This window comes from Winogradskyella vidalii, from assembly GCF_013403955.1.
In the GTDB taxonomy this organism is placed as follows: domain Bacteria; phylum Bacteroidota; class Bacteroidia; order Flavobacteriales; family Flavobacteriaceae; genus Winogradskyella; species Winogradskyella vidalii.
Genome location: NZ_JABFDG010000007.1, coordinates 72,308 through 96,673, shown reverse-complemented (window position 1 = coordinate 96,673; position 24,366 = coordinate 72,308). Strand labels below are relative to the sequence as shown.

Sequence of the window (24,366 nt, the reverse complement as noted above, 5' to 3'; positions counted from 1 at the left end):
ATTCTTTATTTTTAATTTAGTGTTATATCATCAATGTAAATGGTATAATTAGAAGACCCATCTCCCTGAGTACCATTATCCATAATCAACACTAGGTTATTCCAATCTATAGTGGTATCTGTACCAGAGAAATCGAATGTTAAAGTTTCCCATTGATTAGCAACTGTTGTTGTTGCCGTAATCTCTGCTGTACTGGCTACATCTGGCCATGGCGTATTATCTTCCATTTTTGCTAGCAATTCTAAGCCTACTCTTGGCGACCATACTTTTATGGTCATTGTAGAACTACTTGTTACTTCAAATGGTGCTGGTACTGTTATTTTAGAACCTGCCCAAGTTTGACCGCCACCTTTAATCATTTCTGCGACCATACCAGAAGAATTTCCATTCATATCTGGATTTGCTATAACAGAAATTCCTCCACCATCAAAACTGCTCAGCGTAAAGTCAACTTCAAAATCTAATAGCGGATTTGTTGAAATATCATCAACATAAATGGTGTAATCAGATGATCCGTCACCTTGAGTACCATTGTCCATAATTAAAACAAGACCGTACCAATTTATAGAAGTATCAACATCAGAAAAATCGAATATTAAGGTTTCCCATTGATTAGCAACTGTTGTTGTAGCCGTAATCTCAGCAGTTGCTGATGTATCTGGCCAAAGCATATCGTCTTCCATTTTCATTAAGAGATCTAATCCTACTCTAGGTGACCATACTTTTGCTGTCACTACCATATCGGAAGTAACATTAAATGGTTCAAACATTGTTATTTTAGATCCTGCCCATGGCTGACCACCACCTTTAACCATTTCTAATACCATAGCTGATGAATTGCCATTGGCATCTGGGTTTTCAACAACAGAAGTTCCTCCGCCATCGAAACCACTTAATTCAAATTCACTTTCGAAAGTAATTGGTGTTACACCATCTACTGGCTCTTCACTCTCTCTGTAGAAATAAATATTATCTACAAAAATTGCACCTCCTTCAGGAACACTTTCAAGCTTAAGCTGAATAATACTTGCTAAATCTACCAATGGGTTTTGGTCTGTAAAAAATGATAATGGAATATCAAATGACGTCCATTGTTGCGCTGTTAGATCGAGATCATACGCTGTTTCATTTGGCCCAGAACTTATTGGTGATAATTTAGCTTCGTTTTCATCTGCTGTCCAGATATCAACATGTAAATATTCCATTTGCGATACATCAATTGGTGTTCCTGAAAAATCTATACCTTGATAGTTTAGGTTGGTGTATTGAAGCATTTCGTCGCCTTCTAAATTAAATAGATTAAACGCTGTTAATTGTCCCCAATTTGGATAAAAATCAACACCTTCAATATCCGTATAAGTACCACTAAAAATTGATACTACATCAGCATCTGCTCTTGAAGGTTGTCCTGGTGCAGAACTTAATGGTTGTACTATTTCAGTAACTTCAAAGTCTTCAGTATAACTTATAGTTTCAATTGCGGCACTCAAAGCAACAACTGTTATAGTGTATACACCTGCTTCTTCATAAGTATAGGAAACGACTTCATCATTGTTAAGTATTGCAGGTTCTGCGTTTTCATCTTCACCAAATGAGACCTCATAGAATGTCGCAAAATCTGCATAAGCTTCTACATTAACCGTTTTAGACAGTGCTGCATCATTAGATATTGTGACTTCTAAATTTTCTGGTGCTTGAAAAGACACTATTACGGGTAATGTAATAGTGGTTGACAATCCGTTTAAACCATAAGCAATTATAAGCGCCTCGTAAGCGCCTTCTTCATAAATATTACTGGCACTGTTACCTGGCTGAATAGCTCCAGAATCTTCTGACCCATCACCAAAAGTTACAACATAACTTGTTGCGCCTTCCCCTTGAGGTGTTATTGTTACTAAGCCTGTGTTATCTTGAGTGACTACAACATTTGCTGAAATGTTAGTAGGTGAATCAATTTGGTCTACAAAGCTTGTATTTGCATCATCTTCAGTACAGCCATAAAAAACCATTACTAAAAGACATAATCTTAATGTGTGTTTTATTATTTTCATGCTTCTTTTTTTAATATCCATCGTTTTGCAACCAATTACCATTAGAAAATTGAATTTCTTCAAGTGGTATTGGGAATAGTTCATTTTTACCTGTTGTAAATCCATCGATTTCAGAACCTTGACCTGTTCTTACTAAATCGAAAAAGCGATGGCCTTCACCTACTAACTCAACTCTTCGTTCTTGAGAAATGGCATCAGTTAATGAAGATCCTGTAGCTGATATTTGGTGATCTGTATCTCCAAAAGCTCTGTCTCTAACTCTATTTAAGTATTGTTGTGCTTTCGCATCGTTAATACCACCTCTGTTAAAAGCTTCTGCAGCCATTAATAATACATCGGCAAATCTAATGGCTCTGTAATTATTAGGGTTAGTTAAGTTTAAATCTCCTGCAGCATTTTCACTTCGTTTTCTAGGTAAATACTTTCTATTAAAGTAACCCGTATGTTCATAACCAGTACCGTAAGAAGCACCTGTTTCAGTAGCCCAACTTTCAATATCTAAAATGGCGACATCTTTACGTAAATCGCCTTCTTCAAACTGATCAACGGTCTCTTGGGTTGGTACGTTAAAACTAAAACCTGAAGTAAATAATGATCCGCTGTAATTTCTTACACCACTAAAACCAACAGCAACGTTACCTTCACTACATTGTAAACAATCGAAACTTGCACCTTGAACATCGGTGTATTGTACTTCGAACACTGATTCGATACTGTTTTCGCCTTCTTCTTCAAAAATAGTGTCGTAATCTGATACTAAATCGTATGGACCGTTTTGAATTAAGTCTTCTAACACAACTGAAGCTTCTGAAAATTTATCTTGATATAAGTATGCTTTTCCTAATAAAGCTTGTGCAGAACCTTTAGTTGCTCTACCAAGTTGTGGCGCTGTATAGCTCAAAGTGTTTGACGCATAAATTAAATCGCTTTCAATTAAGGCATACACATCTTCTACTGGACTTCTAGGAATTATTGTTTCATCTCCTAAATTAAATCGAGTCTCTTTTACAGGCACAGGCCCAAACCATTTTACTAATTCGAAATAGTAATATGCTCTTAAGAATCTTGCCTCAGCAACTATGATTTCACGACCTTCAAAATCTGTTTTATCTTGAAACTCCAATAAATAATTGGTACGACTAACACCTGCATACATCCAGTTCCATACATCTCTAATATTAGAGTTTATTTCGGTATGAATCATATCATCGACCTGCTGAAAACCAATAACATCGTTAGCATCACCACCGCCGCACAACGTATTATCAGAAGCTATCTCACCTAGCAATACATTAACATAGGTTGACTGTAACAAATCGTAACATGCTATTAAGCCGTTTTGATAATCCGCTTCAGAATTAAAATAATTCTCTGAATCAATAGAGTATTCGGGTTCTCTTTCTATAAAATCATCAGTACAAGATTGGTAGGCAAAGACCACAATAATTATAGCAATGATTTTTTTTATACTATTATTTTTCATTTTCAATGTTTTTAAAAATTAAGATTTACACCATACAAATAAGTTCTTGGTATTGGGTAAAAACCATAATCAATACCACCACCAATAGGTGCACCACTTGTAGCTCCTGGATCATAACCTTTATATTTTGTGAATGTATATAAGTTATTGACACCAAAATAAACTCTCATTTTAGTGATGCCTATTTTCTCTATGACATCTTGAGGAAGTGAATACCCAACTTGAACATTTTGTATTCTTAGGTAAGACGCATCTTCAACAAAAAAATCTGAAAAGACTCTATTTGCAGTAGCACCTGTTGTTACTCTTGGCACTGTGTTGCTTGTTCCTTCACCTGTCCATCTGTCTAACACATAGTTTAATCTATTGGCATCTGTGACACTACGTTCGTAATTTCTTACCATATCATTTCCGATAGAAGCGAACGCATAAGCCGTAAAGTCAATATTTTTATAATTCAATGTTAGATTAAGTCCCATGGTAACATCTGGTATTGGATCACCAAGATTAGTTCTATCGTCTGAATTGATAAGACCATCGTTATTGGTATCTACAAATCTTAAATCACCAGGTGATGCTACCGCACCTAAATCTACCTGTGAAGGATGTGCATCGACTTCGGCTTGATTCTGGAATATACCGTCTGTTTGGTAGCCATAGAAATAACCCATTGGCTGCCCTGCTTCCATTCTAGATATTACAGGTTGACCAACACTAAAATCACCAGCTTCTAAAAAGCCTGTACTATTATTTACCTCTGTAACTTCATTTTTAAGTGTTGTTACATTGTAACTTGCTGAAAGATTAAAGTTATCACTAAACGTTTCTTTATAGTTGATTGAGAATTCAAAACCCCTGTTTTCAACCGCTCCAGCATTTACTGTTGGTGCTGATCCGCCTGGCGCATAAATACCAGTAATACCAGAGACTGGAATATTATTGATAAGTAAATTATCTCGTTTATTGATAAAGTAATCGGTTGTGATGTCAATTTTATTATTTAATAATCTAAAGTCTAATCCAATATCTAACTTTTTAGCCTCTTCCCATTGTAAATCTGGATTTGGTAATTGACCAATAGCCCTTCCGTTTACCAAAACGCCATTAAAGACATAAGTTGCTTGGCCGTTTAACAAACCTACATAACCATTATCACCAATTTGATCATTACCTAGCACACCATAACTCGCTCTAAGTTTCATGAAGCTAAACACACTAGAATCTCCAAAGAATCCTTCGTCAGAGATGATCCAACCTGCCGTCATTGAAGGGAAATACCCTACTTTTCTACCAGGACCAAATTTTGTTGAAGAATCTCTACGTAACATGGCAGAGAATAAATATTTACCTTCAAAGTCGTATTGTAACCTTGAAAAGAATGACAAACGCCTTTCATCATAAGCATAAGCGCTAACGTCTCTAACGCCATCACCACCTGTACCTTGAGCCAATGCAATATCTGCATAATCCCAAGAATTGTTTTGTACATCGTATCCTGAAGCATATAAACCGTTACCAAATGTTTTAAACACCGTGGTTCCTCCAGTTAAAGTGACATTGTGACTTTCTGAAAATGAGTTTGCATAGGTTCCAAAAATATCTAGAGTATAATCGTTATCATTTATCGCATTCTGATCTACACGACTTCTTTGATTATCGAAGACTTTCCCACCATAATCAACAATTTTTGAAAATGATCGACTTTCACTATTTGCCGTGTTAAAACCAACTCTACTTGTTAAATTTAATTTATCTAAAACTTGATACTCTAAAGAGACCATACCGTTTAGTTTTTTTAAATCGTAATCATTATAGGTATTTGCGATTTGTGCTAGTGGATTAATAATTTCTATTCCTAAACCAGCACTACTTGGCAATAAAGTAAAATCACCATTGCTATCGTAAGGCGAATAGGTAGAAGGTGTATTTAAAGCATTAAACAGCACAGAACCTAAACCAAAGTCGTTAACAGAATCTCTATCTAAATATGTGTAAGTAATATTTGTGTTAATTTTAAACTTATCCGATAGATCAGCTCTTATTGAGGCTCTTGCAGTATTTCTTCTAAAATCTGTTTTTTTAGGAGCTACAATACCTTGTTGGTATAAGTGAGACCCACTTATAGCATAAGCTATTTTCTCTGACCCTCCAGAAATACTAAAGTCATGATTGATAATTGGTACAGCTGTATTAAGTACCTCTTCTTGCCAATCTGTACCTTCACCAAGGCCAGCTACATTAGGATAAGGTAATGCCTGACCGCCATTAGCATAACTTTCATTTAAAATTAATGCATACTCTGTAGCATTTAATAAAGAGAGTTCTTTAGTCGCTTCTTGGAAACCAACATAGCTGTTAAACGAAATTTGCGTTTTACCACCCTTTTTACCACTTTTAGTGGTAATTAATACGACACCATTTGCACCAATTGTACCATAAATAGCTGCTTGTGCATCCTTTAATACGGTTATAGTTTCAATATCATTAGGGTTTAATATCCCTAAATCACCTTGATAACCATCAATAATTACTAAAGGCCCATTGGCACCGTTGGTAGAAATACCACGAATTCTAATATCCAATCCTGCACCAGGTGCACCAGATTGGCTTGTTACATTTACTCCAGAAACCGTACCCTGTAATGCCTGTTCTACTTTAACAGGTTTAAGGTTGTCTAAAGTTTCTGAGTCGACAATAGAAACCGCTCCAGTTACGTCACGTTTCTTTTGTACACCATATCCAATAACGACAACTTCACTTAAAGACTCTGCGTCCTCAACTAAAGAAACATTTACTGGATCACTATTTACAATTGTAAATTCTTGCGTTACAAAACCAATATAGGAGACAACAACAACAGAATTCATTGGCACATCGTTTAAAGTAAACTCGCCATCAAAATTTGTTGATGCTCCTTTTGTTGTGTTTTTAACAACTACATTAACGCCAGGAAGTGGTTGCCCTGAAGATGCTTCAGTAACCGTACCAGTAACATTTAAATTCTGCCCAAACACTCCCATTGATAATATGAAAGTCATGAGCGTTAAAAGTTTAATTTTCATAATTTAAATTTTAGATACTGCAATTTATAACAAAACCTTAACAGTTTCTTAAAATAAGACTATACAAAAAACATACATTTCAAAAAAATAGCTTTAAAATACCAATATCATAACGAAAAAGCCTTTAAATTAAAGTATCCGCATCGACATTAAGGAATTAACAATAATTAACAGGTGTTAAAGAAAAGCTACAAGATTAGTGCTTTGTATAGGTAATGTATAGGTAAAAAAACTAGTTGTATAGGAACTATAACTCAATAATATAGTTTGATAAACTCTGCTCATGGTCTAACCCCATCTTTTTACGCAAACGATATCGTTTAACTTCTACACTTTTATGAGAAATATTTAAAAGTGGTGCTATCTCTTTGGAAGATAAGTTGAGTCTTAAATAGGCACAGAGTCGAAGATCATTTGGAGTTATTGAAGGGTGAAGTATTTTTATCTTCTTCATAAAATCTTTATCAACATTATTAAAAGCCTCTTCAAACAATTCCCAATCACTTGTATCGTTTATACTGGAGTTAATCAATTTAATAACTTTACTAACTTCACCTAACGATTTACTTTCAGATAACTTACTTTTAATATTACTTAGCAATTCATTACGCTTAACTAAGTTCATGGTTGCCATACCAAGCTCTCTGTTTTTATTATCAATATCTTGTTGTAAGCTTTTATTTTCAAACTGAATTAATTGACGTTGGTTTTCAAGCTGCTCTAACTCTAGCTGTCGCTCCTTATCTCTTATTAATTTAATTTGCTCTTTCTTATAATGTTTTTTATTAAAATAATAAAGCACATAAATAAATAGCGAAGCCAATAGTACATAAGAAATAATAGCCATTGGTTTAATATACCAAGGTTTATCTATCGTAAAACTGAAAGCGATTTTGTTATTAGAAGGTTGACCTCCAACCAACGCCCTTGCCTCAAAGATGAAGTCACCATATGGTAAATTTTCATAAAAGGTTTTAGAATCCGTAGTCCAATCGCTCCAATCATCATAAAGACCAATTAATCGGTATTGGTATTTTGATTGTGAAAGTTTGTTATAATTTGTAACACTATATTTAAATTGAATATTATTGGTTTTATTCTCAAACTCACCTGCATTAGATAATTGAAAAGGCGAAAGTTGATTAGGGTGAGCCCCGTAATCTATACTGTTCAAATTAATATCATATGCCTGAGGTAACATACGATTTAAATTTATAATTAAATAGCCATCAGTAGTTCCTATTAAATATTTATTATTTCCTAATTCTAGTACATTTTCGTAAGCCGTTTTCATTTTACGTACAACTTTAGAAATCGGTATCACATTAACTTTAGGCGTTGTAGAAAGTTTTCCTGGTTCGAGATATATGATATCATAATTTGAAAAACCCCATAATTTATTTTCACCATTAATAAGCTTCCCTGATGCATACCTTTCACCACTGATTAACTCACTTAATAAACTATCTTTTCGGAAACGTTGCTCTTGCAAATCATAAGCAAAAACACCCTCTTTAGAACTATACAAAACAGTATCATTATAGCTTGAAACACTTGATTTTGCACTTTTTTTTATCGCAAGTTTCTCATAACCTAAAACATTTGTAAAGTCTTGGTTAACTTCAATTTTATAAACGCCTTTATGCTCATGATTAACTAATAACTCCGTAGAATTAATAAACTCCACATGACGAGATGATTTACCAAAGCCTTTTATTTTATTTCTAAAGCGCCAAGTATTATCAACAAATTCTAAAATATTAAGCCCTTTGTAATTCCCTTGTATTAATAAATTAGGTTTGCCTTTTATCGCCTTAATTGTCCAAGTTCCTAACTCGCTAGAAATGAGTTTTGCGTCAGTACTTTCTATTACAAATGTTCCTTTGTCATGTCCACAAAACAAGGTTCCGTTCAGTAACGACAACATCCAGACCTGTCCCTTAGTACCTTCAATAAATTCAAACTTTGCATTGGAATCTATTGGCTTATAAAACAACCCATGATTGGTTCCTAAATAAAGAAAATTATTTGTTTTGGCGGCAGCATAAACCGTCCCTAAACTACCCTGCTTATCCGTGTAAACACTATAAGGAGAATTTAAATTTACCACATTAATACCATTATCTAAGCCCAACCAAATATTCCCGTAGCTATCTGCCTTCATAGCTAATACCGTATTATTACTCAAACCATAAGATTGGTTAATTTTGAGTAGTTCATTACCATTGGCATCTAAATGAATGATTCCATTAGCAATGGTTCCAAGTACAAAACTGCCATCTTTTAAGCGTATACTACTATAAACACTAAAGTTGGACAATAAGTTATCTGCACTGATTTTCCAGGGTGTAATTGTAGCATTCTGAAATCTAAAAAACCCTTGTTCTTTTGTTTGTAAAAGCAATCCTGAATCAGAATCAAAAATATTTATTAATTCACTGTTGTTTATAGCGATTGATGGAATAGCTAAAGATTCTTGTCCTTTTATAATTTTAAAAATACCGACACCCGTTTTTTGAAAATAAATAGCGTCGTCAACTTTAAATATTCTGTTAATTCGTGAATCGGAATCAATTATACTAAAGCTTTTGTCTATTGTATTATAAATGTAAATCCGGTCGAAAGATTGAAATAAGATATAATCTTCAACACCAACAATACCCCAAAAATCTTCATCTTCTTTAATAGACAATGATTCATGATCACTTAAAGATGTATAAAACAACTTACCTTGCTTGTTCTTAGTCCAGTATCCAAAACTCATATAACCGCCAGAATATATAATATCTTCTACTACACTTACAGTTCTTAAAATTGCATCATTAGGAGAATTATATAATTGCCAAGAGGCACCATTATACTCTAACAGACCCTTATTATTTGCGACATAAATAAAATTATCTGCAGTTTGACCTATGGACCAATTTTGATCTTCAGCAACATAATCTTGAGGTGTAAAAACTTGAATTGGAGGAATTTCTTGGGCACTACAATGATAATAAAAACAAAAACTTATAAAATAAAAACATAGCATGTGATGCTTATAGACCTTTGACATAAAAATTGCTTTTGTTACGAATTGTTAAGGTTATAAATTTACAAAAAAACCTAAAAAACAGACCTTTATGTTTTACACCCTCAAGAAATGTATAGTTAAATAACTTATGATAAAAGTGTGAAATTAACTAAACATCACCTGAGATCAAAGTAATTCATAGAATTATAATTTCTCCTATAAAAAATATCAACCTTTAAATTATAAACGATATATTTGAGAACAATCAAACAATTAACAATTTACCATGCAAAAAATATTACACTTAGCATTTATATTGCTGTTTACAACTGCTATTTATGCTCAAAAGACAAAAGTTAAGGAAGGGGATTTCAGCTTTTTTAAAGGCCAAACTGAAATTAATGTAGAATTTGATTACAGTAATCTTAAAATTAACAAAGACAACCTTACCAATGATGAATACGTTGCGGAAAGAGTTGCCGATTTAGAAAGTAAAGGAAAGGGAAAAGGAAAGGCGTGGAAAAAATCATGGGAAGCAAGTAAAGACCTTATCTATGCTTCAAAGTTTTTAGAGTTAATGAACCGTGATTTATATGAAGATAAAGGTATCTCATTTGAAAAAGATTTTCCGGATGCAAAATACACGTTAATTTTAGAAGTTGTTTGGATATATCCAGGATGGAATGCTGCCGTTATGAGACAACCAGCAAAAGTTACTACATTGATAAAGTTCGTTGAAACAGCAAATAGAGATAATGTTTTATTAGAAATAACTAGTAAAGAAGCTCCAGGAAATAAATTTGGAGGCACCTTTAGTAATGAAGACCGTATAGGTGAAGGTTTTGCCAAAACAGGAAAAACCTTATCTAAATTAATAATGAAAAAAGCATTTTAAAATATTATTACAAATAAAAAAAGGAGCCATTTAAAAGGCTCCTTTTTTTATTTTCCCATATCAATGACATGAGCTACAGCTTTAACAAGCCTATGGTGGTTTTTCACAAAAGGGTTTGTAGTATCCCATACATAACCAGCTAAGACGGAACAAATTTGTTTTTTAATTTCAGGGTTTTCTGGGCGATGAAAAAATAGCTTCTGAAGATTACCAGTATACCATTCTTTAACATAAGTTGAAAAAACAGCGACGCCTCTTTTCATATAATCTGAATATTCTTTTTCCCAATCTACGGATTCTTTATCTAGAGATTTTGTAATCAATTTTGCTGCTAACAACCCGGATTCTGTTGCAAATGTAACACCAGAAGAAAATACAGGATCTAAAAACTCAGCACTATTCCCAGTCAATACATAGCCATTACCATAAAGTTGTTTTACGGATTTAGAATAACCAGAAATCTCAATAGGTTCAAATCTAAATTCCACATCATTAAATCGATCTTTATAGTAATTAGAAAGCTGTAACATAGCTCTTAATTTCTCTGAAGAAGCACCTTCAAACGATTGTAAAAACGCGTTAGAACCAACATAACCAACACTTGTTTCTCCATTAGAAAAAGGAATTACCCACAACCAAGTTCTTAAGTCTATAACATCAAAAGTTATTCGAGTTCCCTCCCAACCTTCAGGTCTATTGACATCTTTTACATGTGTAAATATAGAAGACTGACCCAAAAGTTCGGATGCTTTATCTAAATTTAAAAGCCGTGGCAATACGCGCCCATAGCCACTAGAATCTATAATATACTTTGCATGTACTAAACTAAACTCCCCAGATTTATTCTTAGTTTTAGTTTCCGAAGATCCATCTTTATTAAAATCAACAGCTACAACTTCTTCTTCAAAAGAAATATTAACACCTCGGCTTATAAGTTCATCCGTTAATGTTTTATCAAAGTCTGCTCTAGGTACTTGCCATGTCCAATCCCAACCTTTAGTATGTTTTTTACTAAAATCAAAATTACAAACCACATCTCCTCTCAAAAATCTAGCACCAGCTTTTACTTCGTAATTTCGTTTTTTCAAACAATTTAATAAACCAACTTCCTCAAAATGATCCATGCAACGCGGTAAAAGACTTTCTCCAATCACAAATCTTGGGAATGATTTTTTTTCAACCACCTTAACTTTTATTCCATTGTTATGTAAATATGATGCTGCAACACTTCCAGATGGCCCAGCACCAATGATTAACACATCAACATTTTCAACACTAATATCCATAATAGTACAATAATCATTTATTATTCTAAATTTGCATCCCAAAATAACTTCATTTTTCGTTATTTAACTATTATTTTTATTAAATATTACCAATTATATAGATGCCAAAATTATCCGGAAGTTTAAGTGTTAACGATTTTTATAAAATCATTTTTGAAAAGAATCCCATACAAATTGAAAAAACTGTATTTCAAACTGTAGAGAATAGTTTTAATTTTTTAAAAACGTTCTCAGAAAACAAAACTATTTATGGTGTAAATACGGGTTTTGGACCAATGGCGCAATATAAAATTGCAGATACGGACCGAATTAAATTACAATACAATTTAATACGCAGCCATGCTTCTGGAACAGGAAATCCTATTGCGCCACAATACGTAAAAGCAGCAATGATTGCTAGGCTTAACACCCTGTCTTTAGGGAACTCAGGGGTGCACAGATCTACCATAGAATTAATGACTGAATTAATTAATCGCAATATAATTCCCTTAATTTACGAACATGGAGGCGTTGGAGCTAGTGGTGATTTAGTACAACTTGCACATTTAGCATTGGTATTAATTGGAGAAGGCGAAGTATTCTACAAAGGGGAAATAAAAGCCACACAAGCGGTTTTTGAAATTGAAAATTTAGAACCAATAACTGTTGCTTTAAGAGAAGGTATTGCTTTAATGAATGGCACTTCTGTTATGACAGGAATTGGTATTATGAATACCATTAACACCAGACAATTATTAAATTGGTCTGTGCTTTGCTCTTCTGCAATCAACGAAATTGTAGAAGCTTATGACGATCATTTATCTTCAGAATTAAACCACGCTAAAAGACATAAAGGACAGCACGAAATTGCTAAGCAAATGCGAGCTAATCTAAGCGATAGTCAACTGACTCGTAAACGTGAAGACCATTTATACAATAAAGCACAAAACGTCACCGTATTTGAAGAAAAAGTACAAGAATATTACTCTCTAAGGTGTGTTCCTCAAATTTTAGGTCCGGTTTTAGACACTTTAGATAGTGTTGAGAATATCTTATTTGAAGAAGTAAACTCTGCAAACGATAATCCTATTGTTAATGTAGAAAAACAAAATGTATATCACGGTGGAAATTTCCATGGTGATTACGTAGCTCTAGAAATGGATAAATTAAAATTGGTCGTTACAAAAATGAGTATGCTAGCAGAACGCCAATTAAATTATTTACTCAATCCTAGCCTTAATAAAATTCTTCCTGCCTTTGTTAATATGGGGACTTTAGGTTTAAATTTTGGTATGCAAGGTGTGCAATTTACAGCAACCTCAACAACAGCTGAAAACCAAATGTTATCTAACCCAATGTACGTACATAGTATTCCAAATAACAACGACAATCAAGATGTAGTAAGCATGGGAACAAATGCAGCTTTAATTACAAAAAAAGTAATTGAAAACGCTTATGAGGTTGTTGCTATAGAACTAATAACCATCATACAAGCTATAGAATACTTAGGCATACAAGACAAAGCATCTTCTAAAACTAAAAAATTGTATGATGCTATTAGAACTATTGTTCCTGCCTTTAAGGAAGACGTGATCATGTATCCTTTTGTAAATGAAGTTAAAGAATATATCATGAATCATGAAAATAATATTGAAAAATGAAACTAAAACTTATCCTATTATTTCTTATTTTTCAAAACATCACCTATTTAAATGCACAAGAATTAAAAGATGTTTTAATAGAAAAAGATTATACTATTAGTTTCATTGGCATAGATTTTTCGGAATGTAAATTAGTTGGTACATCTTCTGATTTCAAAAATGCTGAAATTATAAAAAATGACTATTTCCCAAAGTGGAATAACTTTTTCTATAGTGAACCTGAAAAATATGACGTTGCAAAATATCTAAAAAAAGAAAACGTAGATTATTTAATAGAATCTGTGGAAATCCTAAATAATTCAGTTGATGAAAATGAGTTAGTAACCAACATAACACCAAAATCTTTTGCTTTAGATAAATTACAAGAAATGGTAAACGCTTATGACGTTGATTCTCAAAATGAAGTTTCCATGGTTTTTATCGTGAATGCGTTAAATAAATTCAGAAAAAACGCTGTTGTCAATTTGGTTTATTTTAATTCAAAAACAAAAGAAATCATATACCATAAGGAACTTATAGGAGTGCCAAGAGGATTTGGATTAAGAAATTATTGGATGGGAGCTTTTTATAATATTTTAAATAATATTAAAAAGGTAGAATATAAAATTTGGAAAAAAGAATATAAATAAATGAAATGCGCATTAATCACAGGTGGCTCTAGAGGCATAGGAAAATCCATTTGCATACAATTAGCAAAAGATTCAAATTATCATATTTTAATTAATTATCAAAGCAATAAAGCAGCAGCATTAGAAACCTTAGAAGCAGTTAAAGAAGCTGGTGGAACTGGTGAACTTTTACCCTTTAATGTGGTAGATATTGAAAATGTACAATCTACTTTAGATGCTTGGCAAGACCAAAATAAAGAAGCTGTTATTGAAGTCATCGTTAACAACGCCGGGATTACAAAGGATGGTTTGTTTATGTGGATGAAAACAGAGGATTGGAACAATGTAATTAACACAAGTCTTAATGGCTTTTTTAATGTCACCAATCATTTAATTCAGAAAATGCTGGTTCAAAAATATGGTAGAATTATAAATATAGTATCTCTGTCGGGCCTAAAAGGCACGCCAGGACAAACTAATTATTCTGCAGCAAAAGGTGCTGTTATTGCAGCAACTAAAGCGTTGGCTCAAGAAATAGCGAAACGAAAAATCACCGTAAATGCCGTTGCTCCTGGATTTATAAAAACAGATATGACAGGAGACTTAAACGAAAAAGAACTTAAAAAAATGGTTCCCGCTAATCGCTTTGGAGCCCCTGAAGAAGTCGCACATTTAGTATCATTTTTAGCTTCACAGAAAGCTTCTTATATTACAGGTGAAGTGATTAATATCAATGGAGGAATTTACTCTTAAACAAAATTATATAATGAGTAGAGTTGTAATAACAGGTATGGGAATTTATTCTTGTATAGGAGAAAATTTAGAAGAAGTTAAGACCTCTTTATATAATGGGACTTCAGGAATTGTTTTCGATGAAAAACGCAAACCTTTTGGCTACCGATCCTGTTTAACAGGTATGGTAAAGGAACCTCAATTAAAAAAACTTTTAACTAGAAGGCAGCGCATAAGTCTAGGAGAAGAAGGTACCTATGCTTATATGGCAACACTAGAAGCGCTAAAAAACGCCAATATTACACAAGAGTTTTTAGACACCAATGAAGTTGGTATTCTTTACGGAAACGATAGTACCGCCAAATCTGTTATTGAATCTGCAGATTTAATCCGAGAAAAGAAGGATACGACATTAGTTGGTTCTGGTGCGATATTCAAAGGGATGAATTCTACCATTACCATGAATTTATCCACCATTTTTAAATTAACAGGAATCAATTTTACTATAAGCGCAGCTTGTGCCAGTGGCTCTCATGCTATTGGTATGGCTTATCAGCTTATAAAAAGCGGAATGCAAGATTGTATTATTTGCGGTGGCGCACAAGAAATTAATGAGCTTGCTATGGGAAGTTTTGATGGTTTAGGCGTCTTTTCTGCAAATGTAGATCAACCAGGAAAAGCCTCTAAACCTTTTGATAAAAACAGAGATGGCCTTATTCCAAGTGGCGGTGGTGCAACATTAGTTTTAGAAAGCTATGAATCTGCCGTAAAACGTGGCGCTCCAATTTTAGGCGAAGTTATCGGCTATGGATTTTCATCTAACGGTGAACATATATCGACACCAAATGTAGATGGCCCTTCTAGAGCAATGAAAAAAGCCATAGAACAAGCTAATATTTCAATTGATAGTATTGACTATGTAAATGCTCACGCCACCTCAACACCTGTTGGAGATGCCAATGAAGCCAAAGCTATATTTGACGTCTTTGGAGAAAACGGACCTTATGTGAGTTCTACAAAATCTATGACAGGACACGAGTGTTGGATGGCAGGAGCGAGTGAAGTTATCTACTCTATGCTTATGATTCAAAACTCTTTTATTGCACCAAATATTAATTTGGAAAACCCTGATGAAGATGCCATTAAATTAAATCTAGTTAGCAAAACACTAGATAAAAAAATTGATGTATTTTTGTCCAATTCTTTTGGGTTTGGAGGAACAAACTCAGCCCTAATTATTAAAAAATTATAGTCCCTGTTATGAATAAAGAAGTTATTATTGAAAAAATAAACGACTTTCTTATAGATGAATTTGAAGTTGAAGCGGAAGACCTTTCACCAGAAGCTAATTTAAAAGAAGCATTAGAACTAGATAGTTTAGACTTTGTTGACCTTGTAGTTGCTGTTGAAGCTAATTTTGGTGTGAAACTAGTTGGTGAAGATTTTATTAATATCCTTACGCTTCAAGATTTCTACGATCTTATTGAAAATAAATTAAGCTAATTTGTATTAAAATTTAATGGCTACAGAATGGGAAGGCAAATCTAGAGGTTCAGTTTTAGGATATAAGATTTTTGTATTTTGTATTAAAAACCTCGGTTTACATACTGCTTATTTTGTCCTCATTTTTGTAGCTTTTTATTTCTGTTTTTTTGCTCAAAGCAGTACTAAATCCATCTACTATTATTTCCGAAAAAGACGTCAATATTCTAAATTAAAAAGTATCGTAAGCATCTATAAAAGTTACTTTGTCTTCGGACAAACGATTATAGATAAAATCGCTATTTCTTCAGGATTAAGAGACAAATTCACCTATACTTTTGACGGGATTGACCATCTAAATACGGTTTTAAAATCTAAAAAAGGAGGCATTCTTATTAGTGCGCACGTTGGTAATTTTGAAATTGCAGAATATTTTTTAAATGAGCTAGAAGAAGATGTCACCATTAGTTTATTAACAACAGATTCCGAACACGGAGATATTAAAGCCTATTTAGAAAGTGTTACAGAAAAATCCAATATTAAATTTATAATCATTAAAGACGATTTATCTCATATCTTTGAAATAAACGCCGCCTTATCTAGAAATGAAATTATTTGCATTACCGGAGACCGCTACGTAAAGTCTTCTAAGTCGCTCTCGCATCATTTATTAGACCAAGAAGCGCTGTTTCCTGCTGGCCCTTTTCTTTTGGGATCACGCTTAAAAGTGCCTGTTATTTTTGTGTATGTGATGAAAGAAACAACAAAGCACTATCACTTATACGCTAGAATAGCAGATTTTAAAAAACGAGATCAAATGGCATTATTAAAATCCTATACCGAAAGTTTAGAATGGATTTTAAAGAAATACCCTTTGCAATGGTTTAACTATTTTGATTTTTGGAATGATTTAAAAGATTAACAGCTCATGAATTTACTTAAAGCCCCTATCACAGATCAAAATATCATTTTAAAATTAATTCCGCAACGCCCTCCTATTGTTATGGTAGATGCGTTGTTATATTTTGATGATACTAAAGTGGTTTCTGGATTAACAATTACCAATGACAATATGTTTGTTGATAATGGTATTTTTACAGAACCCGGACTTATTGAGCATATGGCACAAACCGTAGCACTTTATACAGGCTATCATTTCTACATCCAAAACATTCCTGCTCCAGAGGGTTATATTGGTGCAATAAAAGGTGTTACTATTAATAAATTACCTGAGATCCATCAACAAATAGAAACGGAAGTTGAAATTCTACATGAAGTTTTAGGGGTTACTTTAGTAAAAGGAACTACAAAATTAAATGGAGAAACAATTGTAACGGCCCAGATGAAAACAGTACTAAAACAGGACGCTTAAAAATGAGTACTAAAAAAGAAAACATAACGGAAACCAATTTAAAAGTTACACATCATATTAGAGTGCGCTTTAATGAAACCGATGCTTTAGGTATAGTTTGGCATGGCTATTATTTACACTATTTTGAAGATGGACGTGAAGCTTTTGGTAGAAAACATGGTATTTCTTATTTAGACACCAAAACAGAAGGCTATGTTTCCCCTATTGTAAAATCGAGTTGCGAACATAAATTACCATTACAATATGGTGATATTGCCACTGTAGAAACCACTTATATAAATACACCTGCTGCAAAAATTATCTTTAGATATAAAATATTAAATGAAACCGGACAAACAGTTTGCACAGGAGAAACCATTCAGGTTTTTGTAGACGATAACAATAACTTATCCCTTACAGTACCTCCTTTTTTTGAAGCATGGAAAACTAAAAACAATCTTTTATAAATTACGATGAAAGACGTTTTTATATCCTCAAACACCATAGTTTCTCCACTAGGTTTTAATTCCGAAACCAATGTTTTAGAAATTTCTAAAGCTCATTCTGGAATTACGTTACATAAAGACATTAGCACAATGCCTTGTTATGCTGCTATTATAGATAATAAGAAACTAGACAAAGCATTTTATACTTTAGGAAACCCAAAAGCATACACAAAGCTAGAGAAAATGATGATTTTGTCTTTGCAAGACACCATTTCTCAGTCCTCTTTTACCATAACCGACAAGACCGCCTTAATTATTGCCACTACAAAAGGTAATATTGATGCGTTGAACAATAATTTTAAACCAGAACGCGCTTATTTACCTGCTCTAAGCGAAAAAATAAAAACATTCTTTAATTTTAAAACCGAGCCCATCATTATCTCTAATGCATGTGTATCGGGCATTTTAGCCATTGCAACAGCTAAACGACTTATACAAAACGATTATTACGATAATGCTTTTGTGGTTGGAGGTGATATTGTTTCTGAATTTACGATTTCCGGATTTCAATCCTTTCAAGCTATAAGTGAAACACCCTGCAAACCGTTTTCTAAACACAGAACCGGAATTAGTATTGGTGAAGCTGCTGCGTCTGTAGCTATTTCAAATCAAAATAAAGCAAAAGAAGCGATTCAAATTATTGGAGATGGAAGCTGTAATGATGCCAACCATATTTCTGGCCCTTCAAGAACAGGAGAAGGCTTATATCTCAGTATGCTTTCAGCCTTGAAAGAAGCAAAAATTCAACCAGAAGAAATCAATTATATTTCAGCTCACGGAACCGCAACTGCCTTTAATGACGAAATGGAAGCTATTGCTTTTAACCGTGCAAAATTAGAACATATTCCTTTAAATAGTTTAAAAGGTTATTATGGTCATACCTTAGGAGCTTCCGGATTATTAGAAACTATAATCGGTATGCATTCCTTAAAAAACAATACACTTTATGAGTCTTTAGGTTTTGATGAATTAGGTGTTTCTATGCCATTAAATATTATTAAAAACACCACTAAAAAGACGATTAATACTTTTTTAAAAACGGCATCTGGTTTTGGTGGTTGTAATACGGCTGTAATTTTCAAAAAAGTAACGCATTGAAAAAAAATCTAAATACCATTGCATATTGTCGCATAAAAAACCATACTATTTCAGTAAATGGCAAGTTGCTTTATACAAAAGATTCTCAGCTTACTTTTCCTGAATTTGCAAAACAAGTTTATAAAGAAAAAAACATCGCTTATCCTAAGTTTTTTAAAATGGATAACTTATCTAAATTAGGTTTTTTAGCTTCAGAATTTATTTTTGAAGCAGCAAAACTAGATTCAGACATTATAAAAAACACAGGGATAGTACTCTCAAATAGAGCTTCAAGTTTGGACACAGATAGAAAGCATCAAGAAACGATAAACGATAAAAATAATTATTATCCTAGTCCTGCCGTTTTTGTTTATACTTTAGCTAATATTATGATTGGAGAAATTAGTATTCGACATCAAATAAAAGGTGAAAATGTCTTTTTTGTTGCAGAACAGTTTAATGAAATACTATTAGAGCAATATGCTTCAAGTTTAATTCAGAATAAAAAAAGTGATCTTGTTTTATGTGGTTGGGTCGATATTGATAAGGACAAATATGATGCTTTTATGTACCTTGTAGCAGAGGAAGGACCTCAGAAATACTCAAAAGAAATTATTAAAAAAATATATACAGAAGATTAATGGACGCGTTAAAAAAAGAACTTAAAGAAAGTATTATTGAACAACTAAATCTAGAGGATTTTAGTGTTGATGATATCGCAGATGATGATGCCTTATTTGGAGATGGTTTAGGATTAGATTCTATTGATGCTTTAGAGCTTATTGTAATGCTAGATAAAGATTATGGTATTAAATTAACCGATCCCAATGAAGGAAAAGCAGTATTTGTTTCTGTGGAGGTTTTAGCCAAATATATTACAGATAACCGTACAAAATAAGATGTCGAAAAATCGTGTTGCCATAACCGGGATGGGAATTATTTCTTCTATAGGAAACTCTGTAGAAGAAAATTTGCATGCGCTTTTAAACAATAAAAAAGGCATTGCAACTATTGTAAATATTGAAACACAACATAAAAACGAGATTAAGGTTGGTGAAGTTTCACAAACAAATAAAGAGCTTGCCAAAAGCCTTGATTTAGATGAAAAGCACAACTATTCTAGAACCGCATTATTAGGTTGTGTTGCTGCTAAACAAGCTATAAAGGATGCTAACATTAAAGATATTGAAGCCTTTAAAACAGGTTTAATATCTGCAACTAGTGTTGGTGGTATGGATTTGACAGAAAAACATTTCCAAAATTACAACGAAGAAAGCAGAAAGTTAATTAACAGTCATCATGCGGTAGATAGTACCGAAAAAATTGCAGCACTTTTAGGGATTACGGATTTTACATCAACCATTAGTACCGCTTGTTCATCCGCGGCAAACGCTATAATGTTAGGGGCGCGATTAATAAAATCTGGACAATTAGACCGTGTTATAGTTGGTGGAACGGATGGCTTAGCAAAATTCACCATCAATGGATTTAAAACATTAATGATTCTATCGGATACCCATTGCACCCCTTTTGATGCGAACAGAAAAGGTTTAAATTTAGGGGAAGCAGCTGCGTATTTAGTATTAGAATCTGATGTTGTAGTAAAACAAGAAAAAAAAACCGTTTTAGGCTATTTAGCAGGTTACGGAAATGCCAATGATGCTTTTCACCAAACTGCTTCATCCGAAAACGGTGAAGGTGCTTACTTTTCAATAACAAAAGCTTTAAAAATTGCAAAATTAAATCCTGAACATATAAATTATATTAATGCCCATGGAACTGCAACACCTAATAATGATTTATCTGAAGGTAGAGCTTTAAAACGTATTTACGGAAATTCTGTCCCCGATTTTAGTTCCACAAAAGCCTTTACGGGACACACATTAGCAGCTGCAGGTGCAATTGAAGCTGTATATTCTGTTTTAGCACTTCAGAATAATGTAATGTTTCCAAATTTAAATTTTAAAACCGCGATTCCAGAACTCAACATAACTCCTGTAACCAAACTCACTAAAAAACCTTTAGCGTATGTGCTTTCTAATTCTTTTGGGTTTGGCGGTAATTGTTCCACGCTTATATTCTCAAAAAAATAATGAAACCTTGCTATATAAATAGTGCAGTTTCAATTTCCGCACAAGACACTTTAAATGATTCGAACTTTTTAGAAAATACGATTTCTTTTGAAGGTAAATTAGCTGAAGCTATTCATCCTAATTATAAAAAATTTCTAAGCCCAATTGCTAGTAGGCGAATGGCAACTGCTGTAAAAATGGGAGTTGCAGCAGCAAAAAAAGCATTAGAATTAGCTAAATTAGAAATGCCCGACGCTATTATTACCGGAACCGGAATTGGCTGTATAGAAGATTCTGAAAAGTTTTTAAATGCTATACTCGATAATGACGAAGAGTTTTTAACACCAACATCGTTTATTCAATCTACACATAACACCGTTGGTGCCCAAATTGCACTAACCTTAAAATGTAAAGGCTACAATGTTACTTATGTACAAGGTGCTGCTTCTTTTGAATCTGCTGTTATTGATGCTCAATTAATGCTTCATGAAAATGAAGCAAACACAATTTTAGTAGGTGGCACAGACGAATTAGGAAAATTTCTTATTAACGACATTATATTTGCTGAAGAAGCAGAAGAACATCCTATCCAAACACCTTTTGGTGAAGGTGCTCATTTTTTTAGTTTATCTTCTTACAAACAAACCAATAGTTTTTGTGCTTTAAAAGGGCTCAAAATATTTAATAAAGCTAGAACAGACACAATTGAAACAAAAATTAAAGCTTTTTTAAAAGAAAATTATTTAGTTCCTGAGGATATTGATGCTGTAATCCTTGGAAAAAATGGAGATGCTTTTGATGTTTTATATCAAACACTTCAAGATTCAATATTTAGAGACACACCACAATTGCATTACAAACATCTTTGTGGCGAGTTTTTTACAGCTTCGGCCTTTGGCTTTTGGATAGCAACAAACATTATTAAACAACAACAAATCCCTGATGTTTTAACGCTAAATTCTATCGCTAAATCTAGCTATAAAAACGTACTGCTTTACAATCAACTTAAAGGACAACAACATAGTTTTACCTTAGTAACATCATGTTAAATTTTAAAAACATAAATGGTATCACTCTTGCTCTATTTGTTAGCTTACTAATATTTAGTTTCTTTTTTTATACCTCTATTTTTGTTTTTATAACACTCTTTATACTATGGTTTACTATAACAATTATTGGTAGTTTTAATATCGGTTGGAACTATCATTTACAAGCTTTCAATTCAAAAAAAAACCATTCTAAAAGAGAAGTTGCTATTACTTTTGATGATGGTCCAAATAAAGAATTTACACCTCAAATCTTAGCTTTACTAAAAAGGCATCAGGCAAAAGGAACTTTTTTCTTTATCGGTAAACATGCCGAACAACAGCCCAAATTGGTGCAACAAATTATAGCAGAAGGTCACACTATTGGAAATCACACCTTTTCGCATTCCAATGTTTTCGATTTTTACGGAAAACAAAAGGTAATTACTGAAATTGAAAACACAAATACTACTGTTGCTTCAATTATAAATAAAGAAATGAAATTGTTTCGTCCGCCATATGGCGTTACAAATCCCGCCATTACAAAAGCCATAAAACACACTAAACATCACGTTATAGGATGGAATATTCGTTCTTTAGATACTGTTAAAAAAGACGAAAAAGAAATCTTAAACCGAATCACTAAAAACCTCAATCCTGGTGCTGTTATTTTACTACATGACTCACAGGAAATTACAGTACGCGTTTTGGAACAATTGTTGTTATTTTTGCAAGAGAACAATTATCAATCCGTAACAATAGACACTTTATATAATATTAAAGCTTATGCGTAATATTTACACTTTATTTTTTTTATGTATCGGAATTCAGATTTCTAATGCTCAAAAGTCACTTACAACAGAAGAAATAAACGCTTTTAAATCAGCTGTAGAAAAACTAGATAGCAATACCAAAACGATTGTTAGTGATTTTGTACAATATAAACACCTTAGTTTTTTAAGTAATGATGTTGAAACCCAAGGGAAGCTCGCTTTTAAAGTTCCTGGATTGGTAAAATGGGAATACACATCGCCTTATAAATACAGTATTATTTTTAAAGATGACAAGTTATTTATTGATGACGAAGGCGATAAAAGCAACATTGATATTGGTTCTAATAAAATGTTTAAAGGTCTAAATAGTCTTATTACAAATAGTGTAAAAGGAAATATGTTTGATGACAACGCCTTTGATATCTCTTATTTTAAAGTTGATGATTTTTATTTAGTAAAATTTATTCCGAAGGATAAAGACATGCTTCAATTTATTGCGGCATTCGAATTAAAATTCGACATTAAAACAAGCGATGTTACCGAAGTAAAAATGATAGAACCTTCAGAAGATTACACAAAAATTGTTTTTAAGAATAAAACACGAAACACAACCTTGAATGAAGCGGTTTTTAATCCTTAATCTATGTATAGTAACTCTGTTTGCGTCTTGTGGAATTCCTACCATAAAAGGGCTTCCGGAATACAAAACAGAAATCACGGAATATACTAATCCTTATTTTTCAAACCCTACAACAGATTATATTTACAAAGCTAAGATTAAGGCTTATAATAATGATTTTGGTGGCATTTTAATTATAAAAAAAATTGAAGACCATAAGCATCGTATTGTGTTTACAACCAATTTTGGAAATAAAATATTTGATTTTGAATTGCTTGATAATGAAATGAAAACAAATTTTATTATGAAGGATTTAGATAAAAAAATCATTATCAACACCCTTAAAAGAGATTTTCAAACTTTAACGCAAGAACGGAATCCTATCCATAAATCTTTTAGAGACAATGAGGGCAAAATCATCTTTCAATCTAAAACAAAAAAACGATTTAATCATTATATCGTTGACGAGAAAACACAACTACTTTTGCAAATAATAAATACGAATCATTCCAAAGAAAAAATAACAATTACCTTCTCTAAGGTTAAAAACACCATAGCAAAGAACATTTCTATTACACATAATACAGCCCCTATTCAAATTGATTTAAGCTTTTTAAATCAGCAACAATAAACACTGTATTGTTTCTTAAAGACAACATATTTCCGCATTTTTGTATTCCGCTAAACG

Annotated in this window: 22 protein-coding genes; 17 read left to right on the top strand and 5 right to left on the bottom strand. The window is 32.8% G+C overall.

All coding sequences use genetic code 11. The features are described from left to right. Window positions 1-11 precede the first annotated feature (11 nt). The 4 genes from HM982_RS15145 to HM982_RS15130 form a co-directional block, all read right to left on the bottom strand. Entirely contained in the window at window positions 12-2,051 is a 2,040-nt protein-coding gene (locus HM982_RS15145; RefSeq protein WP_179354180.1) for a hypothetical protein, read from the bottom strand. Window positions 2,052-2,061: 10 nt separating this feature from the next. Further along, window positions 2,062-3,540 (bottom strand): RagB/SusD family nutrient uptake outer membrane protein, encoded by a 1,479-nt coding sequence (locus HM982_RS15140; RefSeq protein ID WP_394354361.1) that lies wholly within the window; start codon window positions 3,538-3,540, stop codon window positions 2,062-2,064. Between the two features lie 5 nt (window positions 3,541-3,545). Then, a complete protein-coding gene (locus HM982_RS15135; RefSeq protein WP_179354178.1) occupies window positions 3,546-6,596 on the bottom strand; it encodes a SusC/RagA family TonB-linked outer membrane protein in 3,051 nt (1,016 codons plus the stop codon). Window positions 6,597-6,843: 247 nt separating this feature from the next. Then, window positions 6,844-9,654 carry a triple tyrosine motif-containing protein gene (locus HM982_RS15130; RefSeq protein ID WP_246296876.1) on the bottom strand — a complete coding sequence of 937 codons (2,811 nt, stop codon included), beginning with the start codon at window positions 9,652-9,654 and terminating at the stop codon, window positions 6,844-6,846. A gap of 244 nt (window positions 9,655-9,898) precedes the next feature. Here HM982_RS15130 and HM982_RS15125 point away from each other — a divergent pair, with 244 nt between their 5' ends. Then, on the top strand, window positions 9,899-10,507 hold the full coding sequence (locus tag HM982_RS15125; protein ID WP_179354177.1) for a hypothetical protein: 609 nt from the start codon (window positions 9,899-9,901) through the stop codon (window positions 10,505-10,507). A gap of 47 nt (window positions 10,508-10,554) precedes the next feature. Here the strand turns inward: HM982_RS15125 and HM982_RS15120 are convergent, their stop codons facing one another. Further along, the gene (locus tag HM982_RS15120; RefSeq protein ID WP_179354313.1) at window positions 10,555-11,793 is read right to left on the bottom strand and encodes an NAD(P)/FAD-dependent oxidoreductase; all 1,239 of its coding nucleotides are present in this window, start codon (window positions 11,791-11,793) and stop codon (window positions 10,555-10,557) included. Between the two features lie 101 nt (window positions 11,794-11,894). Between HM982_RS15120 and HM982_RS15115 the strand changes: the two genes are divergently transcribed. From HM982_RS15115 to HM982_RS15040, 16 genes are read left to right on the top strand one after another with little or no spacing between them, the layout of a single operon-like run. Further along, window positions 11,895-13,433 (top strand): HAL/PAL/TAL family ammonia-lyase, encoded by a 1,539-nt coding sequence (locus tag HM982_RS15115; RefSeq protein ID WP_179354176.1) that lies wholly within the window; start codon window positions 11,895-11,897, stop codon window positions 13,431-13,433. Continuing rightward, window positions 13,430-14,062 (top strand): hypothetical protein, encoded by a 633-nt coding sequence (locus HM982_RS15110; protein WP_179354175.1) that lies wholly within the window; start codon window positions 13,430-13,432, stop codon window positions 14,060-14,062. Before HM982_RS15115 ends, HM982_RS15110 begins: the two co-directional genes overlap by 4 nt. Further along, complete coding sequence (gene fabG / locus HM982_RS15105) at window positions 14,063-14,794, top strand: 3-oxoacyl-ACP reductase FabG (RefSeq protein WP_179354174.1); 732 nt, start codon at window positions 14,063-14,065, stop codon at window positions 14,792-14,794. It abuts the gene before it with no gap. A gap of 13 nt (window positions 14,795-14,807) precedes the next feature. After that, entirely contained in the window at window positions 14,808-16,025 is a 1,218-nt protein-coding gene (locus HM982_RS15100; RefSeq protein ID WP_179354173.1) for a beta-ketoacyl-[acyl-carrier-protein] synthase family protein, read from the top strand. A gap of 8 nt (window positions 16,026-16,033) precedes the next feature. After that, a complete protein-coding gene (locus tag HM982_RS15095) occupies window positions 16,034-16,276 on the top strand; it encodes an acyl carrier protein (RefSeq protein WP_092465719.1) in 243 nt (80 codons plus the stop codon). A 16-nt stretch (window positions 16,277-16,292) separates the two neighbouring features. Then, complete coding sequence (locus tag HM982_RS15090) at window positions 16,293-17,177, top strand: LpxL/LpxP family acyltransferase (RefSeq protein WP_179354172.1); 885 nt, start codon at window positions 16,293-16,295, stop codon at window positions 17,175-17,177. A 6-nt stretch (window positions 17,178-17,183) separates the two neighbouring features. Continuing rightward, window positions 17,184-17,627, top strand: a complete 444-nt coding sequence (locus HM982_RS15085; protein WP_179354171.1) for a hypothetical protein — start codon at window positions 17,184-17,186, stop codon at window positions 17,625-17,627. Between the two features lie 2 nt (window positions 17,628-17,629). Continuing rightward, window positions 17,630-18,073 (top strand): acyl-CoA thioesterase, encoded by a 444-nt coding sequence (locus HM982_RS15080; RefSeq protein WP_179354170.1) that lies wholly within the window; start codon window positions 17,630-17,632, stop codon window positions 18,071-18,073. Between the two features lie 6 nt (window positions 18,074-18,079). Continuing rightward, the gene (locus tag HM982_RS15075) at window positions 18,080-19,210 is read left to right on the top strand and encodes a beta-ketoacyl-[acyl-carrier-protein] synthase family protein (RefSeq protein WP_179354169.1); all 1,131 of its coding nucleotides are present in this window, start codon (window positions 18,080-18,082) and stop codon (window positions 19,208-19,210) included. After that, window positions 19,207-19,830 (top strand): 3-oxoacyl-ACP synthase, encoded by a 624-nt coding sequence (locus HM982_RS15070; protein ID WP_179354168.1) that lies wholly within the window; start codon window positions 19,207-19,209, stop codon window positions 19,828-19,830. Before HM982_RS15075 ends, HM982_RS15070 begins: the two co-directional genes overlap by 4 nt. Further along, window positions 19,830-20,087, top strand: coding sequence for a phosphopantetheine-binding protein (locus HM982_RS15065; protein ID WP_179354167.1), 258 nt, complete (start codon window positions 19,830-19,832; stop codon window positions 20,085-20,087). The genes HM982_RS15070 and HM982_RS15065 overlap by 1 nt, the downstream gene beginning before the upstream one ends. Window position 20,088: 1 nt before the next feature. Then, on the top strand, window positions 20,089-21,282 hold the full coding sequence (locus HM982_RS15060) for a beta-ketoacyl-[acyl-carrier-protein] synthase family protein (protein WP_179354166.1): 1,194 nt from the start codon (window positions 20,089-20,091) through the stop codon (window positions 21,280-21,282). Next, a complete protein-coding gene (locus HM982_RS15055; RefSeq protein ID WP_179354165.1) occupies window positions 21,282-22,310 on the top strand; it encodes a beta-ketoacyl synthase chain length factor in 1,029 nt (342 codons plus the stop codon). Before HM982_RS15060 ends, HM982_RS15055 begins: the two co-directional genes overlap by 1 nt. Next, window positions 22,304-23,080 carry a polysaccharide deacetylase family protein gene (locus tag HM982_RS15050; protein ID WP_179354164.1) on the top strand — a complete coding sequence of 259 codons (777 nt, stop codon included), beginning with the start codon at window positions 22,304-22,306 and terminating at the stop codon, window positions 23,078-23,080. Before HM982_RS15055 ends, HM982_RS15050 begins: the two co-directional genes overlap by 7 nt. Then, a complete protein-coding gene (locus HM982_RS15045; protein WP_179354163.1) occupies window positions 23,073-23,699 on the top strand; it encodes an outer membrane lipoprotein carrier protein LolA in 627 nt (208 codons plus the stop codon). Before HM982_RS15050 ends, HM982_RS15045 begins: the two co-directional genes overlap by 8 nt. Then, window positions 23,677-24,309, top strand: coding sequence for a hypothetical protein (locus tag HM982_RS15040; RefSeq protein ID WP_179354162.1), 633 nt, complete (start codon window positions 23,677-23,679; stop codon window positions 24,307-24,309). The genes HM982_RS15045 and HM982_RS15040 overlap by 23 nt, the downstream gene beginning before the upstream one ends. The last annotated feature ends 57 nt before the right edge of the window (window positions 24,310-24,366 follow it).